The 21,321-nt window shown below is 60.9% G+C and carries 20 protein-coding genes and 4 pseudogenes; 17 read left to right on the top strand and 7 right to left on the bottom strand.

Annotated elements, in window-relative coordinates:
- Positions 1-147: 147 nt before the first annotated feature.
- The 9 genes from OKW35_RS11190 (at position 148) to OKW35_RS11150 (ending at position 8,004) form a co-directional block, all read left to right on the top strand.
- Positions 148-1,143 (top strand): IS5 family transposase, encoded by a 996-nt coding sequence (locus tag OKW35_RS11190; protein WP_429551982.1) that lies wholly within the window; start codon positions 148-150, stop codon positions 1,141-1,143.
- Positions 1,140-2,816, top strand: coding sequence for an electron transfer flavoprotein-ubiquinone oxidoreductase (locus tag OKW35_RS11185; protein WP_429552140.1), 1,677 nt, complete (start codon positions 1,140-1,142; stop codon positions 2,814-2,816). Before OKW35_RS11190 ends, OKW35_RS11185 begins: the two co-directional genes overlap by 4 nt.
- Positions 2,817-3,152: 336 nt before the next feature.
- Entirely contained in the window at positions 3,153-3,437 is a 285-nt protein-coding gene (locus OKW35_RS11180; RefSeq protein ID WP_429354597.1) for a CopG family ribbon-helix-helix protein, read from the top strand.
- Positions 3,425-3,733 (top strand): type II toxin-antitoxin system RelE/ParE family toxin, encoded by a 309-nt coding sequence (locus OKW35_RS11175; protein WP_187639667.1) that lies wholly within the window; start codon positions 3,425-3,427, stop codon positions 3,731-3,733. Before OKW35_RS11180 ends, OKW35_RS11175 begins: the two co-directional genes overlap by 13 nt.
- A gap of 314 nt (positions 3,734-4,047) precedes the next feature.
- The gene (locus OKW35_RS11170) at positions 4,048-4,785 is read left to right on the top strand and encodes a DUF7686 domain-containing protein (protein WP_429551981.1); all 738 of its coding nucleotides are present in this window, start codon (positions 4,048-4,050) and stop codon (positions 4,783-4,785) included.
- Between the two features lie 88 nt (positions 4,786-4,873).
- Positions 4,874-5,254, top strand: coding sequence for a hypothetical protein (locus tag OKW35_RS11165; protein ID WP_429551980.1), 381 nt, complete (start codon positions 4,874-4,876; stop codon positions 5,252-5,254).
- Between the two features lie 207 nt (positions 5,255-5,461).
- Positions 5,462-6,943, top strand: a complete 1,482-nt coding sequence (locus OKW35_RS11160; RefSeq protein WP_429551979.1) for a UvrD-helicase domain-containing protein — start codon at positions 5,462-5,464, stop codon at positions 6,941-6,943.
- Between the two features lie 87 nt (positions 6,944-7,030).
- Positions 7,031-7,525 (top strand): antitoxin Xre/MbcA/ParS toxin-binding domain-containing protein, encoded by a 495-nt coding sequence (locus tag OKW35_RS11155; protein ID WP_018420329.1) that lies wholly within the window; start codon positions 7,031-7,033, stop codon positions 7,523-7,525.
- A complete protein-coding gene (locus OKW35_RS11150) occupies positions 7,522-8,004 on the top strand; it encodes an RES family NAD+ phosphorylase (RefSeq protein ID WP_429551978.1) in 483 nt (160 codons plus the stop codon). Before OKW35_RS11155 ends, OKW35_RS11150 begins: the two co-directional genes overlap by 4 nt.
- 679 nt (positions 8,005-8,683) lie before the next feature.
- On the opposite strand, the gene OKW35_RS11145 is transcribed toward OKW35_RS11150, so the two are convergent.
- The 3 genes and pseudogenes from OKW35_RS11145 to OKW35_RS11135 form a co-directional block, all read right to left on the bottom strand.
- Positions 8,684-8,998: a hypothetical protein gene (locus OKW35_RS11145; RefSeq protein WP_018420327.1), complete on the bottom strand. Its 315-nt coding sequence runs from the start codon at positions 8,996-8,998 to the stop codon at positions 8,684-8,686.
- Positions 8,999-9,277: 279 nt separating this feature from the next.
- Positions 9,278-10,262 (bottom strand): annotated as a pseudogene (locus OKW35_RS11140) (ISNCY family transposase); the annotation flags it as partial.
- 325 nt (positions 10,263-10,587) lie between these two features.
- A complete protein-coding gene (locus OKW35_RS11135) occupies positions 10,588-10,857 on the bottom strand; it encodes a hypothetical protein (RefSeq protein WP_065851693.1) in 270 nt (89 codons plus the stop codon).
- Between the two features lie 110 nt (positions 10,858-10,967).
- On the opposite strand from OKW35_RS11135, the gene OKW35_RS11130 reads away from it, so the two are divergent.
- Together OKW35_RS11130 and OKW35_RS11125 are read left to right on the top strand one after the other, a co-directional pair.
- Positions 10,968-11,294 (top strand): hypothetical protein, encoded by a 327-nt coding sequence (locus OKW35_RS11130; protein ID WP_429551977.1) that lies wholly within the window; start codon positions 10,968-10,970, stop codon positions 11,292-11,294.
- A gap of 872 nt (positions 11,295-12,166) precedes the next feature.
- Positions 12,167-12,514, top strand: a complete 348-nt coding sequence (locus OKW35_RS11125) for a hypothetical protein (protein WP_429551976.1) — start codon at positions 12,167-12,169, stop codon at positions 12,512-12,514.
- Between the two features lie 320 nt (positions 12,515-12,834).
- Here OKW35_RS11125 and OKW35_RS11120 read toward each other — a convergent pair whose 3' ends face one another.
- Positions 12,835-14,010 (bottom strand): tyrosine-type recombinase/integrase, encoded by a 1,176-nt coding sequence (locus OKW35_RS11120; protein WP_429551975.1) that lies wholly within the window; start codon positions 14,008-14,010, stop codon positions 12,835-12,837.
- Positions 14,011-14,249: 239 nt separating this feature from the next.
- On the opposite strand from OKW35_RS11120, the pseudogene OKW35_RS11115 reads away from it, so the two are divergent.
- The 6 genes and pseudogenes from OKW35_RS11115 to OKW35_RS11090 form a co-directional block, all read left to right on the top strand.
- A pseudogene (locus OKW35_RS11115) lies at positions 14,250-14,816 on the top strand (ATP-binding protein); the annotation flags it as partial.
- Positions 14,767-15,222 carry a hypothetical protein gene (locus OKW35_RS11110; protein ID WP_429552152.1) on the top strand — a complete coding sequence of 152 codons (456 nt, stop codon included), beginning with the start codon at positions 14,767-14,769 and terminating at the stop codon, positions 15,220-15,222. The pseudogene OKW35_RS11115 and the gene OKW35_RS11110, both read left to right, overlap by 50 nt.
- Positions 15,223-15,278: 56 nt before the next feature.
- On the top strand, positions 15,279-15,890 hold the full coding sequence (locus OKW35_RS11105; protein WP_429551974.1) for a transposase: 612 nt from the start codon (positions 15,279-15,281) through the stop codon (positions 15,888-15,890).
- Complete coding sequence (gene tnpB / locus OKW35_RS11100; protein ID WP_090812353.1) at positions 15,866-16,222, top strand: IS66 family insertion sequence element accessory protein TnpB; 357 nt, start codon at positions 15,866-15,868, stop codon at positions 16,220-16,222. The genes OKW35_RS11105 and tnpB overlap by 25 nt, the downstream gene beginning before the upstream one ends.
- A gap of 30 nt (positions 16,223-16,252) precedes the next feature.
- Entirely contained in the window at positions 16,253-17,833 is a 1,581-nt protein-coding gene (tnpC, locus tag OKW35_RS11095) for an IS66 family transposase (RefSeq protein WP_429488555.1), read from the top strand.
- A gap of 584 nt (positions 17,834-18,417) precedes the next feature.
- Positions 18,418-18,663, top strand: coding sequence for a helix-turn-helix transcriptional regulator (locus tag OKW35_RS11090; RefSeq protein ID WP_429551973.1), 246 nt, complete (start codon positions 18,418-18,420; stop codon positions 18,661-18,663).
- A 168-nt stretch (positions 18,664-18,831) separates the two neighbouring features.
- Here the strand turns inward: OKW35_RS11090 and OKW35_RS11085 are convergent, their stop codons facing one another.
- The 3 genes and pseudogenes from OKW35_RS11085 to OKW35_RS11075 form a co-directional block, all read right to left on the bottom strand.
- Entirely contained in the window at positions 18,832-19,743 is a 912-nt protein-coding gene (locus OKW35_RS11085; protein WP_429551972.1) for a LysR family transcriptional regulator, read from the bottom strand.
- Between the two features lie 313 nt (positions 19,744-20,056).
- Positions 20,057-20,371: pseudogene (locus tag OKW35_RS11080) on the bottom strand (epoxide hydrolase); the annotation flags it as partial.
- A gap of 313 nt (positions 20,372-20,684) precedes the next feature.
- A pseudogene (locus OKW35_RS11075) lies at positions 20,685-21,098 on the bottom strand (Tn3 family transposase); the annotation flags it as partial.
- Positions 21,099-21,321: the final 223 nt, after the last annotated feature.

Here is a 21,321-nt window from a genome sequence, read left to right as displayed (position 1 = left end):
CCTGCCACCCGGGGCAAATCTTCTGTACACATTCGGCCGCTGCTCTCTTTTCGGCAAACGTGACTGTTATTGGGTCGGGAGGGCTTTGTTCGGAAGGGTGCCTAGTCGTTGTAAAATTGTAAGCTCAAGAGACCCGGAAAGACGTGGATGCCGTACAAAGCCAGACTCAAAGACGGTCAGGAGCGTAAGCGCAAAAAGCCCGCCTACCGGGTGATGAACTGTCGTGAATACAACGAGAGCCTGAAGAAGCGCGGAAAAATCAGCCTCTATTTCCCCGAGGGCGATCTCAAGGCGCAATTCATCACGGCGTCGCCGTACGTGCGTGGCGTCTCGGGCAGGCTGCCGTCGTACACCCGGGCGTACGTTGAGCTGCTCTATACGTTCTACCGCCTGTTCGGCTGGGGGATGCGGCAGATCACCGGCTATATGGAAGATTACTGGGCCGGCCATGGGTTGGAAATTCGGGTTCCCAGCTTCGGCCACCTGTGTGATCTGTTCGCCGCGCTGGAGGTCAAGGTCACGCAGCGTTGCGAACGGCTGGCCAGACGACTGGCCGACGGCGAGGACGTGAGCATCATTGTGGACAGCACAGGGATGAGTTTTGGTCGGGCCAGTGAGTGGTACGAGCAGAAGTACGGCAAAAAGGCGGCGAAAACGCCGTGGCGCAAGATGCACCTGTCGATTGACGCGGACATGAACGTTCACGCGATCGCCATCACCGGCACGGACGTTTCGGATAGCGAAGGGATGGACTGTGTCCTGCCCGCCGACATCCGGGTTGACCGTGTGATTGCAGACGGCGCCTACTACAGCATCGAGCGGGCCGAAGCCCTGTCGCGATCAGGCGCGCTGCCTGTTATTCCACCGCCTTCTCATGCGGTGGTGCACGGCGAAGAACGGACTCAATGGCATGACAGGATCGTTGGCTACATCAGGGAAAAAGGCATTTATGCGTTCCACAAAAAATATGGCTATGGGCAACGCGCGCTGGTCGAAGCGCAGATCTCCCGGATCAAGAGATGCATCGGCTCGTCCCTGCTGACACGACAACCCGCGTCACAGGAACGCGAGGGTGTGGTCATCGCCAACCTCCTTAACCGATGGAACTCGTTTGGCAGGCCGGTTTCTTGCAAAAATGGATAGTTGCGCCTGTAGCAGGGAAACTCGGACCCTTCCGAACAAAGCCGATCGAGTATGACGTCGTCATCGTCGGCGGCGGCCCTGCGGGCCTGTCGGCCGCCATTCGTCTGAAGCAGCGCGCTGCCGAACAAGGCGTCGAGCTTGGCGTGTGCGTGCTGGAAAAAGGCTCGGAGATCGGGGCGCATATCCTGTCGGGCGCCGTGATGGACCCGCGCGCGATCAACGAACTGATTCCGGACTGGAAGGAAAAAGGCGCGCCGCTGACGGTCGACGTGACCGAGGACCGTTTCCTGTTTCTGTCGGCAACGGGCGCGAAGAGCGTGCCGGTCTGGGCGCTGCCGGGTAACTTCAGGAACCACGGCAACTACGTGATCAGCCTCGCGAATGTCACGCGCTGGTTGGGTCAGCAGGCCGAGGCGCTGGGTGTCGAGATCTTCCCGGGCTTTCCGGCGGCCGAAGTGCTGTACAACGACGACGGCTCGGTCAAGGGCGTCGCGACCGGCAACCTCGGAATCGGCAAGGACGGCGAACCGACCGAAAACTTCCAGCTCGGCATGGAGCTGCACGCGAAGTACACGCTGTTCTGCGAAGGCGCGCGCGGCCACCTCGGCCGCCAGCTGAACGAGAAGTTCAAGCTGCGCGACGGCGTCGATCCGCAGGTGTACGGCATCGGTATCAAGGAGCTGTGGGAGATCGATCCCGCCAGGCACACGCCGGGTCTGGTGATGCATACGGCTGGCTGGCCGCTCGAAAACGACACCTACGGCGGCTCGTTCCTCTACCACATGGACAACAACCAGGTCGTGGTCGGCTTCGTGGTCGGCCTCGGCTATTCGAATCCGTATCTGTCGCCGTTCGAGGAATTCCAGCGCTACAAGACGCATCCGGCGATCCGCGCGATTCTCGAAGGCGGCAAGCGCGTGTCCTACGGCGCGCGCGCGATCACCGCGGGCGGCCTGATGTCGTTGCCGAAGCTGGTGTTCCCGGGCGGTGCGCTGGTCGGCGACGACGCGGGGTTTCTCAACGCGTCGCGCATCAAGGGTTCGCACGCCGCGATCAAGACCGGCATGCTCGCCGCCGATGCCGCGTTCGACGCCGTCCAGGCCGGCCGCCAGGCGGACGAGCTGAGCACGTACCCGGAAGCGTTCAAGACGTCGTGGCTCTACACCGAGCTGTATCGCGCGCGCAATTTCAAGCAGTGGATGAGTAAGGGTCTCTACCTCGGCACGCTGATGGTCGGCATCGAGCAGAAGCTGCTCGGCGGCAACGTGCCGTGGACGCTGCACCATCAGCATTCCGATCATGAAATGCTGAAGCCGGCTTCGCAGTGCAAGCCGATCACGTATCCGAAACCGGACGGGCAGCTCACGTTCGACCGGTTGTCCTCGGTGTTCATCTCGAACACCAATCACGAAGAAAACCAGCCGGTGCACCTGACGCTGAAAGATCCGTCGGTGCCGGTGAACGTGAACTGGCAGACCTACGCGGGGCCGGAGTCACGCTTCTGCCCGGCGGGTGTCTACGAGTTCGTGAAGAACGAGCAAAACGAAGACCGCTTGCAGATCAATGCGCAGAACTGCGTGCACTGCAAGACCTGCGACATCAAGGACCCGACGCAGAATATCGTCTGGGTCACGCCTGAAGGTGGCGGTGGGCCGAACTATCCAGGCATGTAGTGAAGCTCCCGGGGAAAAAAGCTTCGTGGTTCTGCCGCGCCGTTGGATGGTAGCGAAGCTTGGGCTGGTTGAATCGGTTTCGCCGGCGGCGGCGCCTGTCAGTCCGCTCCGCCGCCAAGCTCAGGCATAGTTTGGACGTGGTTTAGCGAGCGGATTTTCGCGCTTTCTACCCTGACTCCGACCGCATCTCCACGATGTGAATGTCCGGTTCTGACTAAGCCTCATGCTGATGCGACCCTTTTTTCTTGGTTCCCTCGCTTCAGTTTGGACGACTGCGTGCACTGGCAAACTTGAGAGAGTATGATGTAGCACAGATGTGACACATGAGAGGTCTCTATGTCTACCACCACGCTCCGCCTTCCGCCGGAACTCCGCGAGCGGATCTCGAGACTTGCTGAAGAATCGGGAACTACAGTCCACAGCTTCATGCTGGAGGCGATTGCCGAGAGGGTCACCAGCGAAGAACTGCGTCGCGAATTCCTCACTGAAGGTAACGATCGCCTCGCAAACATGCTGGAGAACGGCCTCGGGATTGAGTGGGCCGACATGCGCGACTATCTGGGCCAGCGGGCCGCAGGGCGCGATCCGGGAACACCGAAGGTCAAGCGATGGCGCGAATAGTTCTTGCGCCTGAAGTTCGCGATGATTTTGACCGGATCTTTGACTTCCTGTTTGAACACAACCCCGCGAGCGCCGCAAAACACATTGACGATATCGTTCGCGCGTTAGACATCCTTCAGACGAGTCCTCAAATTGGACGGCCTGTTAGTGGCCCCGGCGCAATGCGCGAGCTGGTCATTTCGAATGGAGCGCATGGTTATCTTGCGCTGTATCGTTTTGTGGCTGAGCTGGACGTTGTGCTGGTGGCCGCCATTCGCAGCCAGAGGGAGTTGCGGTATCGGCGTACCGGCAACTGAACGACAGGGACAGAAGGAGGCCTGGCCTCAGAAGTGGTGCCGGTAGAGCGGTAAATATGGGCGCCTGTGTGGGGCGCCCACCGATCCATGACCGCAATTTGACATAAAAGAAATGATCGCGATTTGCTTCGTATTCCTATGTATGTGGCATCGGTGCGGTGCCGGCTAACGAGCTTCGGGCATATCAGCCCTGTAACGCCTCCGCACGGAAGCCACTGTGCAGTGCGACCTCATCGAACGCGTCGATCATGGATGGCGTCACCGTCCGGGTCCCGCGGCGCAAGACGCCCGGCGCCAGTTAGGAGCAGTTCGCAGTGTCTGTCAAAATAGCGGCATCCGACCGCCAGTTGCTGCGCACCCAAATGCGTCTTCGCGGGGCCGCATGTTGCCGTCAACGGGCGATCAACCGTGTCAAGAACGGCACCGGCAACCAACATCCTGGCGATCGCAGGAAGAACCAATACAGCAGGCACGACATGGCACATGAGCGATGCGAACAATGCGGCAACCCGACGCCGCCCTGGGACGCCATCCACTGCGGCTCCGGCGAAGGCAGCTATGAGTTGCTCTGCACTTCGTGCTTCAACGCCAGGATAGCCGAGTCCACCGGATTCACCGATTTCGAGAATGTCCGGCTTGACCCCATCCGGATGATTGACTGCGAGGGGGAGGCCCACCAGTTCCATTTCCAGCTCCGGCTCCTGGGCGACCGGATTGCACTGGATGCCTTTGAGCTTCGCGGAGAACTTCGCACCGGTTATCGGTTCCAGCTGATCGGCGAAGCTGACGACAATGTGTTCGTGCTGCTCGGACGCCTGGTCGAAAGGATGCGACGCGCGCTATCGGTCAGGCACATCGATTTCCGGGAGCGCCGGATCATTGACAGCACGGTGCGCGGACGGATCGAATGGGATGAGTCGCAGGCGGGGTACCTGCCACTCGCGGTGGTCGACGGCAAGGAGGTCTCGTGGGACGATCTTGGGCAAATGCTCATGAGCATGGAAGGATGGCAATTCCGGCTCGATATCGCTGACCCGAGCGAAGAGCTTTAGCTCGCGTCGCCGACGCGGCGATACGGACGGCATATCCGGCCCTGAGCCGGCATGTCACGTGGCACGTTCAACCTATGTGAGCAGAGCCATGATCGCAGTCAGACTCGACGATCTTTCTTTGGCTTTCGATTTCGTCAGCTACGCGGCGCCAATGGAGCATAACGCGTATGTCTCGCTCGATACGGGCAAGATCTGGTGGACTTCCGATTCCAGTGACGCGTTCGACGAGGAGGTCCCTGACGACCTTGAAACTTCAGATCGCTACCTTGCCATACCGCATAAGAACGAGCTTGATCTGGGAAGACGTCTCGCCTTGCGCTTTGTCACACAGGAGTTGCCCGCGCATTACGAGCAGGTCGAAGCATTTTTCCGACGGCAAGGGGCCTATGCGCGAAGGATTTGCTGGAGCATGAAGGCGTTCTGGAGCGCTGGTATTCGTTTGAAGCTGATGCTGTCGAAAGCGCGCTGACGCAATGGTGTGCCGAAAACGGGCTTGAGCTTGTTCAGACGTGACGGGTGCTGTCAGCTTTCACCGTGCCAGCCCGCCATCCCCTTTTTATCAAAGCGAAGGTTCTGGTGACGCGACCCCCGCTGGTTTGCCCGACCGGCTACAGGCCATGCGAAAATCGCCGACCCCATATCGCCAGGAGCGGGCGCACATGACGTCTGGAATCGCGTGAAAAGGAGCTTTATTCCAACGAAAGAGCAGCAAGCCGTCGTCGAGGCGGCGCTTCGAGTCGGGGATCTGAAGATCAAGGCATTTGCCGGTGCGGGCAAAACCTCCACGCTCCAGCTCGTGGCGGGGCACTTCGGCCATCGGCGCGGCATGTACCTCGCGTTCAACCGGGAAATCGCGGCGAATGCAGCCCGGCGTTTCCCGTCTCACGTTGGCTCGAGGACGATGCATTCGCTGGCGTGGGCCTCCGTCAGCCTGTCGCTCCGAAATCGTATGAGCCTTCAGGGCGAGCCACCGCACGAACTGGCCGCGCGTTACGGGCTGGGCCCGCTGGAAGTGCGGACAGTAACGGGCACGGCCGTCGAAATCGCTCCATTCGAGATCGGGCGGATGATTGCCGATGGGCGGGACAGGTTCTGCCGGTCCGCTGACATCCAGCCGGCAGCGCAGCATATTGTTGTCGACGAAAAGATCGACGAAATGTTGGCCGCGCAACTGCGCACCTACCTGCTGCCCTATGTCCGGCGTCTGTGGGAAGAGAGCAGGGCTGCCCACGCGGGGAGCGCCATTTCGCCTGACGTGCTCCTGAAGCTATGGGCGCTTTCGGAGCCACGCATCGAGACCGATTTCATCCTCTTCGACGAAGCGCAGGACAGTGACGGTGTGATGCTGTCGGTCCTTGGCCGGCAGCGCCACGCGCAGATTATCTACGTGGGCGATCCTTACCAGCAGATTTACGAGTGGCGGGGCGCAATCAATGCGATGGCGCAGATCGACGCACCCGAATGCGCGCTCACGGAGTCGTTCCGCTTTGGCGCAAAATTCGCGGCGCTCGCCAGTCGCCTGCTCGCACTTCTCGGTGAGCTCACGCCCCTCCGGGGACAGGAAACCATCGGCTCGATCCTGGTGGACGATCCCGCGCTTGCGCCGCCGGTCGACGCAATCCTGTGCCGGAAGAATGTCACGGCGATCTGGCAGTTCGCCGCAGGACTCGAGGCGGGACATCGACCTGCGATCCGCATGAGTCCGGCCGAGATTCTCGCTTACGCTGACGGCGCGGACCGCTTGCTTGCCGGCGAGCGGGCATTCGGCCCGGCGGCGTTTTCGCTGTTCGAGACATGGAGCGATGCGCAGGCGTTTGCGCGCAGTGCCTTTGGCCAGGACCTGCTGCCGGTTGTGCGCATCGTCGACGAACTCGGTACGGGCTATCTGCGGGCGCTGGCACAGCGCTCGGCGGCGGAAGGCGACGCCGACTATGTGATTTCGACCGTGCACCGTGCCAAGGGCCTCGAATGGAAGCGGGTCAAGGTGGCCAACGATTTCCGCCTGCGCGGTGCCGATGGCAGCCCGATGCCGGACGACGATGAGCTCCGCCTCCTCTATGTGGCCGTGACCCGGGCGCAGCATGTCCTCGATATCTCGGAGTTGCGCGACGAGCTGCGGCGGCTTTTCACTCTCCGGCGCCAGGACCGGCCGGCGTAGCAGGTTACCAAATGGGAAAATCTTGATTCCCGTTTGAGAGTAATCTAGAATGAGAATAACGATGTTCTCATCTGGGAGGCTCACATCATGGCCGTGCATCATCCGTCAGGCCGTCACCCGGCCGCAGCGCATACCGGCAAGGCATTGGCCGGCTCTGGCCGGTCCGGCGCCCACCCTGACGATATCGAAACGTTCCTCGTCGAGTTCGACCCGCTCGAGCAGCGCCGGCAGATCCGCGAAGGCATGGAAGCGGCGATCATCGAACGCGTTGCGAAAGACCTGCTGCACGTGCCCGTGCAGACGCTGCTGGCGAACCTGAATCTGCCGAGTTCGACGATCCTGCGCAAGATGGCGCGCGAGGAGCGCCTGTCGCCAGCCGAGTCGGATCGCGTCGCGCGCGTGCTCTATGTGCGCCAGCTTGCTGTCGAGGTGTTCGAGGATCCGGCGCTGGCCACCGAATGGATGCAGCGATCGAACGCGGAGCTGGGTGGGCTCAGCCCGCTCGAAGTACTCGACTCACAGCCGGGGTACGATCGCGTGCGTGAAATTCTGCTACGCGTCATCCACGGCGTGTCCGCATGAGGCTTTACCGTCTGGCGAAGGAACGGCGCGGGTATTACCGCGCCGATGATCTGAGCGGCAACGGTGCGGCGATCGCCGGAGGCCGCTGGAACCCGCGTGGCATGCGGGTACTGTACACGTGCTGCCACGCGTCGACAGCGCTGCTGGAGGCGCTGGTGCACATGGCGGGCTTGCTGCCGGCCGGGGGATATTTCCTGGTGACGCTGGAGGTGCCAGACGCCGTCGACGCCGCCGCGTTCGTCCCGGATGTGCCAGAAGGTTGGGCAGACCTGACGCGCGATCCCGCGGCGACAAGGACGCTTGGGCGGCAATGGCTCGAAGCGGGCGAGCAGCTGGCGTTGCGGGTACCGTCGGTCGTCTGTCCGAGTGATTTCAATCTGCTGCTGAACCCGATGCATCCGGAGATGGCAAGCGTCAGGGTCATCAGCAGCGAGCCCTTTACGCTGGATCCGCGGCTGTTTGGTCAGGTGAGGCGATGAGCCCGATGTCGATCTCGCCAGCGCAAGGACGAGGCGTCCGGGAGCAAACGTCATAAACTGAAAGCTATAGTGGTCTGCGTTCGTGGGCAGGAGCGCCCCCGGGGGTGTGCCGCTGGCTTCGTGGTGGCGAGCCGCGCAAGTTTCCTGCGGGGAAATCCGCCGGCGCGGGAAGTGGCCCTGTTGCGCCGTTTGCGTCCGGCGTATCCAGGACGGACTTGTGCGGCCCCGGTGCTCACTGTCTGAATCGTTGATACCGAGTGCCTGTAGACAGCTGGACCCAAATGGCGAATCGACCAGGACGACCCACTGATCGGAGGAACGTAGTCAGCACGCTTTCGCGCGGGGACCGGCGAACGTTGGCCGTTCACGGCTCTGGAAAACGAATCGTTCATCCGCGAAGGCGAACGCTTTTCAAAGGAGCGACGGTTGCCAGAATCTCTCCGTCCTGACCGAGAATTTGACCTGCGACAAATCCGGCATTCCCGGCCAGACTCATGATGTAGTCCTGACGTCAGTAAAGGCGCCCCCGAAAACTTCTTCATGGAATTCGGGCCAACCCTTGGGGGTTTGCGACTGGTCCATCCAGATGACGTTGAGCTGTTTGCCATGCCCGCGTCCGAAAATCGCTGTTCCAGCGTCGCACAAGCATCGCGTCAAAGGACGCATTGTCCCGTCTCGATCAGGCGAATGGGGTTGGAGTCGCTTTCTGGCGTGCACTGATCGGCTTCGCGACGGTCAAGGCGTTGCGCGCTGCGAGGATGTGCCGGATGGTAGCGAGAGATTGTTCCGCCACCGGGCTTGGGCTTTCCCGCCGTGGCAGAGGAAACTCCGGAACACGGACGCGCAGCTGCCGGCAGACGGCGGAAAGATACGGCTTGCCCGAGTTCTCGCATCGTTGGATGGCGGCAGCGATGGCTGCGTCGCCAATATTCCGGCGCAGCCATTCCATCGTTTGCCGGTCCTTCTCGTTGTGTACTCTGACCCAATGCTCCATCGTCGCCTCCCGACTGCCCCTACAGGTGGAATGGATAGACGTTAGCGCGAGGTCGGGCCGAATTAGGGGCAGCAACGCACACTACAAACGATCTGGACATGTACAGCGCGTCCGGAAACCGGGTCTATCCGAAATTACATCGCGACCCTAATGTCCAAGCCAGATTGAAATGTCGGGGTTCCAGCAAGATACAGATGTCGGGGTTGAGGGTCGGTTTTGGGTGGTGGGTTAGGGTCGTTTGGCAGTCCTTTTATCTCTCTCTGGAGGGGTTTTTAGCACCTAGCCTCGCGGGTTCTGGTGTGTCCCCATGACTGCCGCATTCCAGTCCTCGAGCGTGACTTCGCGCTGCTTCCTCGTGCCAGGCAGCCGCGCCTTCGTACGCACGGGTTCACCGCGGTTCGTGCGTGACGGTGAGCCGGATATCCGGCGGTTGTCGCGCTGTGCCTGGATCGCCTGGGCGACCTGCAGCGCATGACCAAGACGCTTGTGCTCCACCACCGCGCCCTGGTCGATCCCGGCAAGCTTGTCGTACTGGACACAGGGCAGCGCGACACCATCGGCGCGGATCTCGAGGCGTCCGTCCGGATACTCCCACACGTCGATGTAGCGGTGAATCAGCCTGCGGGTGGCCGGCGTATCGTCAAGCAGCCAGATCACGCGGTCGTTCAGCAGCGTCAGTGAATCCGAGACCTTGCGCAGAACCCGCCACGTCAGGATCGCGTCGAGATTCTCGTCGGCGCGCACGGGTCGATGCGCATCGAAAGCGCTGCGCGGCGGCTTCGCAAAGCGCGCGTTATAGGCTGCCATGTAGGCGGGCGCCCAGGTGTTGGCGGCCTCGATGGTGCTGATGCCGCGCAGCTGGAGCTCCTTGACGAGCCGATCCTGCAGCGTCAGGTGGGCGCGCTCGACGCGCCCCTTGGCGGGGCTTGAGTTCGCGCAGAACGTGTCGATGTTCAGCTCGTACATCGCCCGGCCGAACTGCGTGACACCTTTGCCCGCTGTCTCCGAGCGTCGCTTCACGTAAAAAACGCTGGCCCTGTCGCTGTAGAACGCCACCGGCTTGCCATGCTGCTCCAGATACGCGCGCGTCGCCTCGAAGTAGCTGAAGGTCGATTCGGTCGCCGTGAAATGCAGCATCATCAGGCGGCTCGTGGCGTCATCGACGTACACCAGCAGCGTGCAGGCCGGGCGCCCGGTCCTCGAACCAGCGATGGTCGCTGCCGTCGATCTGCACCAGCTCACCGAAGCACGCGCGCCGGGCCCGTGTGAACGGCTGTGAGAAACCGACACTAGACGGCGGCATCGATCAGAGATACCGAATGGTCCAGGTCTGCTGAGCGGTTTGGTAATGGTTTGTGTGAAGTGCAGGAGGCGGCACCGGCTGCGTCGGAAGGAGCCCGTAGGGCGCGTGCAGACGCAGCCGGTTCGGCTTGCTTCAGGAAGAGGTGACGCTGAAGTCGGGATGCGGTAGAAGAAGGCTTACCGCCGAAGAAACAGGCTCGACACCGGCTCAAACCGCCAAGTTCACTCCGATGTCGAGCCCCACACGCGCACGGGGCACGGGTGCCGGGCCAGTATGGCACGACCCATTATTCCCGTCGATACCGTTTCGGCATTGACGGGGATTGCCGATGCCGGACACAGGCCGTCTGTTCGTGTGCGCCCGTTGCCGGGCGCAGGTCGTCGTTTGCCGCCGTTGCGACCGCGGCCAGATCTACTGCGACGGTGACTGTTCTGAGGTCGCACGCCAGGCCAGCATGCGCGTGGCCGGCCAGCGCTATCAGCGCAGTCGTCACGGCCGCTTCGCGCATGCCGAACGGATGCGCCGCTATCGCAACCGCCAGAATAAAGTGACGCATCAGGGTTCCGCTGTACCTGCCGCCGATGCTCTACTGGCACCGACTTCGACGACGGCCGCGAGTTCTACGGCGAGCGGTCCGATTTCGATATTTCCAGCTGCAGCGAATTCGTGCGCGCGGCTGTTCTGCCGCAGCTCGGCCAGCATGCGGGCCGCTTGTATACGCGCGAGGCGCTGCGCGTCGCGCTGCTCGGATGGCTCGATCAGTTCGCCAACGAACCGGAGCGGATGCTGTGCTTCGACTACGGGGGCGACTGGGAGCTGCTGTGCGATTTGCTCGATGGGCCGCCCGCCGGCTGGCAGGCTTGCCACGTTGGCGAGGTGATCGACTTCGTCCGGTTGGAAAGCTATTACCGTGCGCATGGCGGCCGGCATCACGCACTATCCGACGCCCGCGCCAACTGCTACGCAATGGGAGAGATCAATGCTGGATTCTGAACTGGCAGCAGGAACCAGCACGATGAACACTCGCCCGCAAGCGCCCCGCCGCGACAAGGGGAACAGGCCCGGCGTCGAGTCAAGGGTGTGATTGGCGGACCAATACCGACATCCCTGGCAGCAGACGCGCACCGTACTCGAAGTCTGGATGCAGATTCGTTCGTGCGCCTGGACACTCAAGCAGTTGCTCAGCGGCGATTGCCGAGGACTTCCGTCTTAGCCGGGGTTGGTTTGGACGCCGGTCTCCAAACGTAGCGCGACTGTTGCGATTACCTGGTCAAATTGCGGAACGGCTTTCATGGCTCGCTTCTGCGCCGCATTGTGGGAGCGGCCTGGATCCCGGCGAGGACTTCTGCCAGCGGGTCGTTCGGGGCGATACAGACGCCAGCCGGCATGTACTGGCACGGTATTACGACCGTGACGGCACGTCCGGGAGCGGCGCGCCCCGTTCACATCCCGGCGAGGACATAACGATCGACGCGCTCGCCTGCTATAAGGCGATAAAGCGGTACGTCGTTCGCTGCGTTGGACGCGGGCATCGCTCCTATTCTGTCAGCGCGGCCCGCCATTTGACGTGGTGCCTTGATGCCAGAACGACGACACAATTCTGTCCGGTTGCGCACGCACTACTCAGATAGCGAACAAAATGGGAAGGCGTCCGCATTCCATCCCATCTGTTAGCTCGGAGTGAACACGGGCCGCTGGGAATTCTGGCTTGGCTCTCGCTTCTTGCGCCAGTCGGCCTCGCACATTGGAGCACGGCGGCAGATCGCTGGGTAGTTCTCCATGCGCTCGCTCGCGCGTGTCTTGACAGCTTTTTTTGCTATCTGCGCGAAGCCGACGACGTCACCGGCAGATCGAGGCCTGTGTGGATGCCGTTTCCCGTGGTGGACATTCCGGAACGGGAATGGGTGGTGCTGGACCGGGATTCGGAAGGGAAGGCCGAGCCTCTACGATTAGTCGTCGCCCGTGGTCGAACGGACCGCATCGTTAGAAAAGCACAGCCACAGCTCAATGGCGAACATCACCGGCAGCGGCATCTGTGCGTGCTGAATGAAAACCTGGCGCCAACAGAACGGCTGACGCCCACGGGGCGCAGGCGCGATGTGAGTTCTGACGGCGACCTTGCATTGACCGACCCCTTGCGTGTGCATCGTAGTGGCGACATCAGTGTTACTGCGATGGTGGTCGCAGTCCTGTTGGCATCAGATACCGAATAGGGCAGGCGGGGAGACTGCCTGGACGCCGTGCCTTGTTTTGCTGCCAGGGCGGAGAGATGAGAGCTGGAGCAATCGGTCGCTGAGATCGACACCGATTGCGGGCTCGGGGAGCGGTACCAATCATACTGAACACTCTGCACGCCGACCGTATTGCCATTGCACGGCAGTTATAACTAACGATGCCGAATTATTGGCATGGTCGTTCGTGCTTAAACAGATAGTCGGCCCCAAGCCTATCCTTTCCGAAGCGGCACGCACAGAGGTCCGGCTGGAGCCGTCTCGCTTTCCCGTGAAATGCTGTCCGGCCCGAAATCCGCACTTCACCAGTCCAGACGATGCTTCTCTTCTGTCTCGCGGTGACGGGTGTCGTCGTCGCTATGAAGATAGATGCTCGTCGTCGAAATCGATGCATGCCCGAGGTTGTCTCGCACGAGTCGCAGATCGAGATTGCCGTCGGCCATGTGGGATCCGGCACTGTGCCTCAGCCAGTGTGCGGATGCGCGCTCGAGATGCGTAGCACGCGCGGCATAGTCCTCACCGCGAAGCCTTAATTTGTCCGCTGCGCCAGCAAAGATGCCTTTGATGATCGAGTGCAGCGCGGCCCGCGTGAGAGGCTTCATGGATTTGCCGAGCGGCAACACCAGCGGCGTGTCCTCGTGCGAGGACGGGAGTGGCGCAAGCCCGCGCGCGCGCCGGTAGCGCGCGAGTTCGACCATCATCTCGGCGGAGGCGGGAACGAGTCGTTCCTTGTCACCTTTCCCAAGCACCTCCAGCCACCACCGTTCGTGCCCCTCGTTGTCACGCCGGCAGAAAAACTTGCCCATCGTGTTGCCGCCGACCTCCGAAATCCGCAGGCCGCCCAGGTAGAGCAAAGTAAAAAGCCATCGAGCGCGCCAGTAACGTTCCTGTTCCCGATCGCTATCACGGGGCAGGCCGTCGATATAAACCTTGACCTCCTGCCAAAGATCGCGCTCCAGGTAACGGGTGATGCGCGGCGCCTGACGGCGGGACCGCTGGCGCGTTAGCGACAGTGGGTTGCCGGCCAGGTAGCCAGCTTCGACTAGCCACGCAAACAGCGCATTAAGGATCACCATCGCCTGGCGCTGGCTCGAGACTGCGAGCGGCCCGCAAAACGGCCGCCAGCGCGGATCGTGACGCGGAAACTTGCGCCCGCCATCGGACACCCAGCGCGGACGCGGTTGCGGATCCCCCAGGAATAGCCTGTAGGCGAGCAGATCCTCGTGCGTGAGCGATGACAAAGGCTTGCCCAGCTGCACGATGGACCACAACAGGAGCCGCTCAGCTTCCTTGCGGTAGTTCTCGAAAGTGGTCTTCGTGTCGACGACACGGGCGAGCCATGCGCGTATCGCACTCAGGTCGTCTGCTGCGGTGATCTGCTGGCGACCGTTCGCCCGGTTGACGCCGTGGCGACCGTCAAGATCGGGCGGCAGGTCGAGTGCGTCGAGCGGGCGCGGAGCGATCAGGGTCGTCGTCATGTTTTGAGCGTGAATCGGTGGGGGCACAGGTCACCGCGATTGTCGCACGCGCGGAAGACCCTTTGACACTACAGTCATAATGTCCAAAAATCGAAACGTATCGCCTCGCTAGGACGGCTTTTTTGCCGCGCGATGGTGGCGCCCGCTGGCGATGACGTGGCGCGTCCGTTCCGGTGGCCGCCCCGGTAGCCAACGCCTGTGTGAGCGTAAAGCGAAACGGCGTGCAAAATCCTGAATTCGAGGCACAGGTTTACGACGACAGCGAATGCGAGTGGCTCCCTGATGTCCGCGACGCCCAGGATCGGCAGCAGATCAAACTGTTTACGTTTCTCGTCGGTCAGCAGGAACTGCTCGCGCAAAAAAACGCCATGCAGTTGGCGGGGAAGACTCAGATCGTCGCGCGCATGATGGTTGAAGATCTGGGGTTTTACGGCATCCGCAACGCGGACGCCGTGGCAGTCTGTCTGCAAGGGTACGATTAGACTGCCTATCGTGAGGCAAGCCTTTGGAGTTTTACGCGCTTCTATGTTCCGCAGGCGTTTGATGCGGGATATCGACTGGTCAGTGACGCCGACACGCTATGGAACACGTTCGAGACGGCGCATCACAAGGCCAATCTGCCGGGCAAGCTTGAGATCCCGATGGAATCCTTCGCACGGGCGGTCGAGATCGTGCTGAAGGACAGTGAACTGAGGGACGCGCGAGGCTATTGTGCGGACCAGGTCCTGTGGGACCATGCGGTAAGGCATTGCGGTTATGTCCAGTCACGTCATGCAACCGGACGCGTTCTCGTCGCAGCTGGGTGACAGCGGTCCGCCGGCGCAACCGGCGTTCCCCATTCTTACCCTTGACGAGAGCCGACTGACCCCGGCGCTGGGTTACGTCTTCAGGCGCAGCTGGCTATACCCGCACGAATCACTGATCTCCATCCTGTGGAAGTTCGAGATGGGCAACGCCTTGACGGGCGTCGTTGTCGCCCGGACCATGGGGCTTGACGTCGATCCCTATGAAGGCATCGTGCCGCGGCAAGGACTTGTAGATGTGGTCCGGCTACAGGAGAGCTTTGGGTTGCCTGCCGAACTGCTGCGAGCCGCCCTGATGGATCCGGTCGGACGGCGTCGCTATACCGACATGTTCCGTTACTGTCGACGCTGTCTCGCCCGCCACTACCATAGTGTTGTGCATCGTAAGCGATCCATTTTCGGCGTCTAGCCGCTGGGGACAGGAGCGAGGAGCATAGGTGTCCACCTATTCGGAGGTGGACACCTATGGCTGACAAAGATCCAGAGTTAAGAGTAGTTCGACGCAGCAGCGACGGTCGCCGTCGTTACGACGATAAAGGCAAGCGTGCGCTCGTTGAGGAAGCGCTGCGTTCTGGTGTGTCGGTTGCCCGCCTGGCGCAGGAGCACGGGATCAACGCCAACCTGCTACGCAAGTGGATCACGAAGTACCTGCTGGAGCGCGAGAAAGGCATCTCGCCGGCATCGCAGGATGATGCTACCGGCGAACAGGAACGTCCGCATGCCCCGGAGGAAATCGTACTGGAGGGCACGCTCGCGGTGATTGATGGCGCGCCCATTGACATCCCAGGTTCGCGCAAACGCTCCCCACCTGTCGCCTCGCCCACGGCATTCGTGCCTGTCGTTGCAGCACCACCAGCACGGCCAACCGCACCGCCGTCGCCGTCGCCGTCGCCGTCGCCGTCGCCGTCGCCGTCGCCGTCACCGTCACCGTCACCATCGCCATCGCTGACGCTCGCACTGCATGTGCGACTGTCCAACGGCGTCGAGTTTGATCTCGGCGAGGCGAGCATCGACGAACTGACCACCGTGGTCCAGATGCTGGGGAGGATGCCGTGTTCCGGTTCGACGAAGGCCTGAAGGTCTACCTGCATCGGGAACCCGTCGACTTCCGGTATGGCATGAACAGCCTGTCGATTCTCGTGGAGCAGGCCATGCATTTGAACCCGATGGATTCCTCGCTCTATGTGTTTACCAACCGGAGATGCGATCGCATCAAGATCCTGGGCTGGCAAGGCAACGGTTTCTGGCTCATGCTCAAGAGACTCGAGGCAAACGATCGCTTCGTGTGGCCTGACAGCGCGAACCGGGTCGCGACACTGAGCGTCGAGCAGCTGCACTGGCTTATCGAGGGCATCGACATTGCCGCAGTCCAGCGACATCCCAGTCGAGATTACGCACGCGTGAGCTGAACACGTCACCGGCTTGCCGGTCTAAGCGGTATGCCGATCAACGTGATCATCGACGCCGACGAACTCAAGGCACTGCTCGCGATGCGAGAGGCCTATGGTTCGCTTCAGCGCGATCATGAGGAGGTTCGCAGCGCACTGCGCCTCGTGACAGCTGAGCGCGATCTCGCCGAGGAACGACTGCGCGCTTACCGTCGCGAACTGTTTGGCGCGAAAAGCGAAGCGCGCGCCTCGGACCAGTTCGGCCTGTTCAACGAAGCCGAAGCGCTCGGCGCGAACGCCACTCCCGCGCAGGAAGATACCCCCGGAACCGAGGTCGCGGCCCACAAGCGCAAGAAGCGCGGCCACCGCAAGCCTCTCGATCCCAATCTGCCGCGTGATGTCGTGCGACACGAACTCCCTGAGGCAGAGCGCTTCTGCGATCACGACGGACACGCGCTCGTCGAGATCGGCGTCGAGATCAGTGAGCAGCTCAATGTCATTCCCGAGCAGTTGCGAGTCACCCAGCATCAGCGTATCAAGTACGCCTGCCCATGTTGCGATCTCGGCATCAAGGTTACGCCGGCACCGCCCCGTATCATCCCGCGTGGGCTGCTGAGTGAATCGGCGCTCGCGTGGATCGCCACCGGCAAGTACCAGTTCGGCATGCCGCTCTATCGCCTGGCCGGTCTGCTGCGTCGCTTCGGCGGCGACATCTCGTCGAACACGATTGCCGCGAGCATGGTCCGCGTCGGTCTTGCGACGCAACCCGTCATCAACCTGATGCGCGATGCGCTGCTCGATGCCGAACTGATCTACGGCGACGAGACGACGTTCCAGGTCCTGAAGGAGCAAGGGCGAAAGCCGCAAACGAAAAGCTATCTGTGGGCGCAGATGACCGGTTCGGGCATCCCCATCCGTTGCTTCACCTATACGCCTGGTCGTGGCGCCAGGCTGGCTGACAGGCTGTTTGCCGGTGTCCGTAAAGGTGCCGCCCTGATGACCGATGGATACGAACCCTACAACGGCATCGCTGAACAGTACCAGCTCGTGCACCTCGGATGCTGGACGCACGCAAGACGGTACTTTGTGAAGGCGGAAGACAATGTCCCCAAAGCAGCGCGCCCGCCCGATCTGCTCGCGACACGCTTCATCAGCCTGATCGGAAAACTGTTCGCGGCCGAAGCGCGAAGCCAGACGTGGACGGCTGGGCGACGACAGCGATTGCGGCGACGATACAGCGCGTGCGTACTCGATGTTATCGAAAAGCTGATGCTTGAGCACTCGCCTGGCGTCGTCCCCAACAGTCTGCTCGGCAAGGCGCTGACCTATCTGCACGGGCAGTGGCCGAAGCTGATCCGTTACGTTGAAGACGGCAACTGGCCCATATCGAACAACCCTTGCGAAAATTCCATTCGCCCGTTCTGCCTGGGACGCCGCGGCTGGTTGTTTGCTGACACCGTCGATGGCGCAAACGCGAGCGCCAATCTCTACTCACTGGTCGAAACCTGCAAGGCGAACAGCATTGATCCGTATCGCTATCTCACCTGGCTGTTACAGCGTCTCCCGCTGGCACAGACCGTCGACGACTACGACGCGCTCTTGCCCTGGAAGATGCCCATCGATCTCCGCTGACTGAGCCCTGTACCACATCTCATGAGAACCGCGCCCTTACTCTGAGGGGTGTCGTCAATGGATCGCGTACTGTGCATCAGCTTGAGAAGCTGGACCTGTGTCCGGCTCATCGCTGCAAGCTCCAAACGAAATGTTGGCGCTGCGGTCGTGAAACGCCGTATCGCGTAAATGTCCAGCTTCTCGAGGCGCTGTTTCTCTGTGCGCATTGCAACAGCGGACGTGGCAGGACGTGGCATCCCGATAATGCTAAACCCATGGAGGCGGAGTATCGCCGCGCATTTGCACGCCGTTATCTTGAGTGCTGCCTCTGAATGTGACCGTGGCTAACCGCGAACCGGCTCCTGTATCGACTCACCAGTTGCTGCGGGGCGTGGATCGATGGGGCACACTGCATCGTCCTGCTTGGATCAGGTCCGGCGGACTGTATCGTCAGGCAGTTCGCGGCAGTGACACAATTCCTTCGCCGCTAAATAACCGAAGAATCAGCGGATTCAACCGAGCAACCGGGTGGCCGCCCGCGATTGACACAATTCCTGGCGCGACGGGGACAGTTTTCCTTCGTTCTACGGTTGGCAAGCATCGCAATGTCCCGCTCGATTTTCGCCGGGCGCTTTGCTGCAACAGTTGGCGAGCCTCCATTGCGCTATCTCACACGCTGGCGCCTGACCATCGCCGCCGATCTCTGGCGTACCGGGGGTCTGAAGGTAACGGAAGCTGCGCAGCGGGTTGGATATGCTTTAGACGCGGCCTTCAGCCGCGCCTTCAAGGCGCATTTCGGCTACCAGCTAGCGAAGCCCGTCATATCAGGCGCTGAGCGGCATGGCCCGTAAGAGCTGCTGCGAGGGTACTATCACGTCACTGGCGGGGTGCGTATGGTCGAGGAGTTGCTGGGCCACATGTGGCATCGAAGTCACCTATGAAATGGTGCGCCCCTGACGATACCCCATCACGCAGTCAGTCCCAGTCAATGCCTTCGTTCCGGATCTTTCGGTTGATTCCTATGCTCCTTTCAATGAAATTGCTTCGAAGAACGCCGCAGCGTGTTCGACGAACGCCTTTACCTTGGCTGGCAGTAGTATCCGCGTGTTATAGGCTAGGCGGATTTCAATCGCCCCATCCACAATTTCGAAGTTCTCAAGAATGGACACAAGCCTGCCCGACGTCAGTTCCGTTCGTACCAAATCGGCAGGAACCACGCCAATGCCGAGCCCCGCGAGCACCATGTCCCTGTTGAAAAGAGCGTTGTTAGATGCCACTTCGTACCGGAGTGGAATGGTCAGGTTCTCATCCGCAACGCGAAAGGTCAGCTCCGGCTTCCGAAGCGACGGCGACATTGCCACAAACACGTGCTCGACAAGTTCTGCCGGATGCTTTGGCACGGTGCGCTCACGCAGGTATTCCGGCGTGACGACAATTGCCAGCGGCATTCGCTCAAGCAGTCGGGTAATGGTTGTGTCGGTGCTCAACATGAACGGGAGCACAATGCCGAGGTCATAGCCGTCCGCAACCAAGTCAACCGGCCTCTCCGTCAGTGTGACGTCGAGGCTTATCTTGGGGTGTTTGCGCTTGAAGGTTGAAATTAATGGCACGAGCCGGTTGACAGTCGCGGTCGTGTGCGCGGCGAGTCGGAGCACTCCACTTGGCTCACGGGTTTGCGCGGAAGCGTCGGCCTCAAGTGCCTCAAGGTCATCAAGTATTCGCGCGCAACCCTCGTAAAAACGCTCGGCGGCCTGGGTTAATGAGACTTGCCGCGTTGTTCTGTGAAATAGTCGGCTCCCCAGCCGTTGCTCAAGGCCTGAAATGGCTCGCGAGACAATGGGTGTGGTAAGGCCCAACATATTCGCCGCACGCGTAAAGCTCTTCGCCTCGACGACCGAGCGGAAGATTCGCAAACTTTCCAGATAGTCCATATCGCAGTACTGTCACGTTGTTAAATGTCGAGCGAGCGAAGACGTAGAACGGAAGTATTCCTGATTTCTGCGGCAAGCCGATCCGGGCGTTTCATACCCGCAATTGATCTCTGCATTTTTGACAGGCCGCCAGTAACGTGACATTACATTTCAGACTGTTGCGTGCTCGGGACAGCCTCGACACGTGGACGGATTCGTGAACATCATGCGCGATAAGTGAGCCGGCGGCTCTGTTCAAGTCACACGTAGAAGGAGGCAAAACCTCGTAAGATCCGTTACGTTCGCAGAGGTCTCAAACCCGCGCGAACCTCCTGAAGCGAGCTGCGGAAACCCCCGTGTTCGTCAGGCAGTATAGCGTGATGTTGTCGAGTACGTCGTCTCGTGTGATCGCGCCGGCGGGATGGCCATTCACCGCGCGTTCCCACACTGCGGAGGTAATCGGCGCCGCAGGCTGGCCATAGCCGTCACCGTGGTCGAGCAGCTAGCTCGCCAGCGCGACAGGAGAATCAGCCAGCCCGTAAAACGTTTGGGGGCGCGTCGACATCTCGAATGCGTATGCGCGGCGCTTCTTGAAGTTGATAGCCAGTTGCTCGTACGCTTGCGTTTCGTCCTCCGAAAGACCTGCGGGTGACTGGATCGTGCGGGAGGCGTCCTCGAGGCGTGACGAATGTCTAACCTCGCGTTTCGAACCGCGCAGCCATGCGTAACAACATAGCGGCGACCATAACCATGCCGGGAACAAGATAAGCGGCATGTTCATGGACGCGGGTGAGGAAGGAGCCCGCGAAAATGATGGCGAGTAACCATACGCCCGCGAGATGCAGCTTTTTCCAGTTGTCCGGACCGACAAGACGCGCCGGCATGAGGCCTGACCGGGATTCGTTAAAAATCTGCCGCATCTCGATATAAGTTGCTGATTTAAATGCGAAATCGATGGTCGAATCTAGCGGAGGAACGGGGCGCTTGAGATCCAGTAGATAATCCCCGAACCGGTTGACGTGCTCCCGCCGGTACGGCGACAGCACCTTGAGCACCTCGGCGTCGACCGGATGCCCCTTCTCCTGCAGTTCCTTTAGCTTGCGCGACATCCACTGCACGTTGTACAGGATCACCATGTTCGCGACGAGGTGGTTGTACTTGATTACCTTGCGCTGCTCGTGCCGGACGTTTTCGGCGATGACGCCTTCGCCGCCGAACGTCAGCCACTGCGCGAAGTCGTTGAACTGCTCGCTCTTGTTGGTCGCAGCGTGAATCGTCCGACGCAACTCCGGGTCATCCAGATACTTCAGCAGGAACAGCGTCCGGATCACGCGCCCCAGTTCCCGAAACGCGAAGTAGAGCTTGTTCTTTGTGCTTTCAGGGGCGCCATCAGGATTCGGAGGGAAACGTACGTTAGCCGCACCGCACAATCAATAGGATCAACGGTTTGGCGTTGGCCAGCATTGCTCGACCGAAAGACGGAAAGCAGAGTTGGTGCCGAGCCTTAGGGGACGAGGGCTTCAGGACCTCCGGCGTAGGCAAACGTCCGAATCTTGACGGCACCCCTTCTACGACCTCGCAATATAAGCAGTACTTCGC

The organism is Paraburkholderia sp. MM5477-R1 (assembly GCF_050436385.1).
GTDB lineage: Bacteria > Pseudomonadota > Gammaproteobacteria > Burkholderiales > Burkholderiaceae > Paraburkholderia > Paraburkholderia tuberum.
This window is presented reverse-complemented; position numbering and strand designations above follow the sequence as displayed.

Excerpts from the sequence above, each read along its gene's own strand:
- OKW35_RS11190 (WP_429551982.1), top strand. The coding sequence starts at position 148 with ATGCCGTACAAAGCCAGACTCAAAGACGGTCAGGAGCGTAAGCGCAAA.
- OKW35_RS11180 (WP_429354597.1), top strand. The coding sequence starts at position 3,153 with ATGTCTACCACCACGCTCCGCCTTCCGCCGGAACTCCGCGAGCGGATC.
- OKW35_RS11175 (WP_187639667.1), top strand. The coding sequence starts at position 3,425 with ATGGCGCGAATAGTTCTTGCGCCTGAAGTTCGCGATGATTTTGACCGG.
- OKW35_RS11165 (WP_429551980.1), top strand. The coding sequence starts at position 4,874 with ATGATCGCAGTCAGACTCGACGATCTTTCTTTGGCTTTCGATTTCGTC.
- OKW35_RS11155 (WP_018420329.1), top strand. The coding sequence starts at position 7,031 with ATGGCCGTGCATCATCCGTCAGGCCGTCACCCGGCCGCAGCGCATACC.
- OKW35_RS11150 (WP_429551978.1), top strand. The coding sequence starts at position 7,522 with ATGAGGCTTTACCGTCTGGCGAAGGAACGGCGCGGGTATTACCGCGCC.
- OKW35_RS11145 (WP_018420327.1), bottom strand. The coding sequence starts at position 8,998 with ATGGAGCATTGGGTCAGAGTACACAACGAGAAGGACCGGCAAACGATG.
- OKW35_RS11135 (WP_065851693.1), bottom strand. The coding sequence starts at position 10,857 with ATGCGTCACTTTATTCTGGCGGTTGCGATAGCGGCGCATCCGTTCGGC.
- OKW35_RS11125 (WP_429551976.1), top strand. The coding sequence starts at position 12,167 with ATGCCGTTTCCCGTGGTGGACATTCCGGAACGGGAATGGGTGGTGCTG.
- OKW35_RS11120 (WP_429551975.1), bottom strand. The coding sequence starts at position 14,010 with ATGACGACGACCCTGATCGCTCCGCGCCCGCTCGACGCACTCGACCTG.
- OKW35_RS11110 (WP_429552152.1), top strand. The coding sequence starts at position 14,767 with ATGTCCAGTCACGTCATGCAACCGGACGCGTTCTCGTCGCAGCTGGGT.
- OKW35_RS11105 (WP_429551974.1), top strand. The coding sequence starts at position 15,279 with ATGGCTGACAAAGATCCAGAGTTAAGAGTAGTTCGACGCAGCAGCGAC.
- tnpC (WP_429488555.1), top strand. The coding sequence starts at position 16,253 with ATGCCGATCAACGTGATCATCGACGCCGACGAACTCAAGGCACTGCTC.
- OKW35_RS11090 (WP_429551973.1), top strand. The coding sequence starts at position 18,418 with ATGTCCCGCTCGATTTTCGCCGGGCGCTTTGCTGCAACAGTTGGCGAG.
- OKW35_RS11085 (WP_429551972.1), bottom strand. The coding sequence starts at position 19,743 with ATGGACTATCTGGAAAGTTTGCGAATCTTCCGCTCGGTCGTCGAGGCG.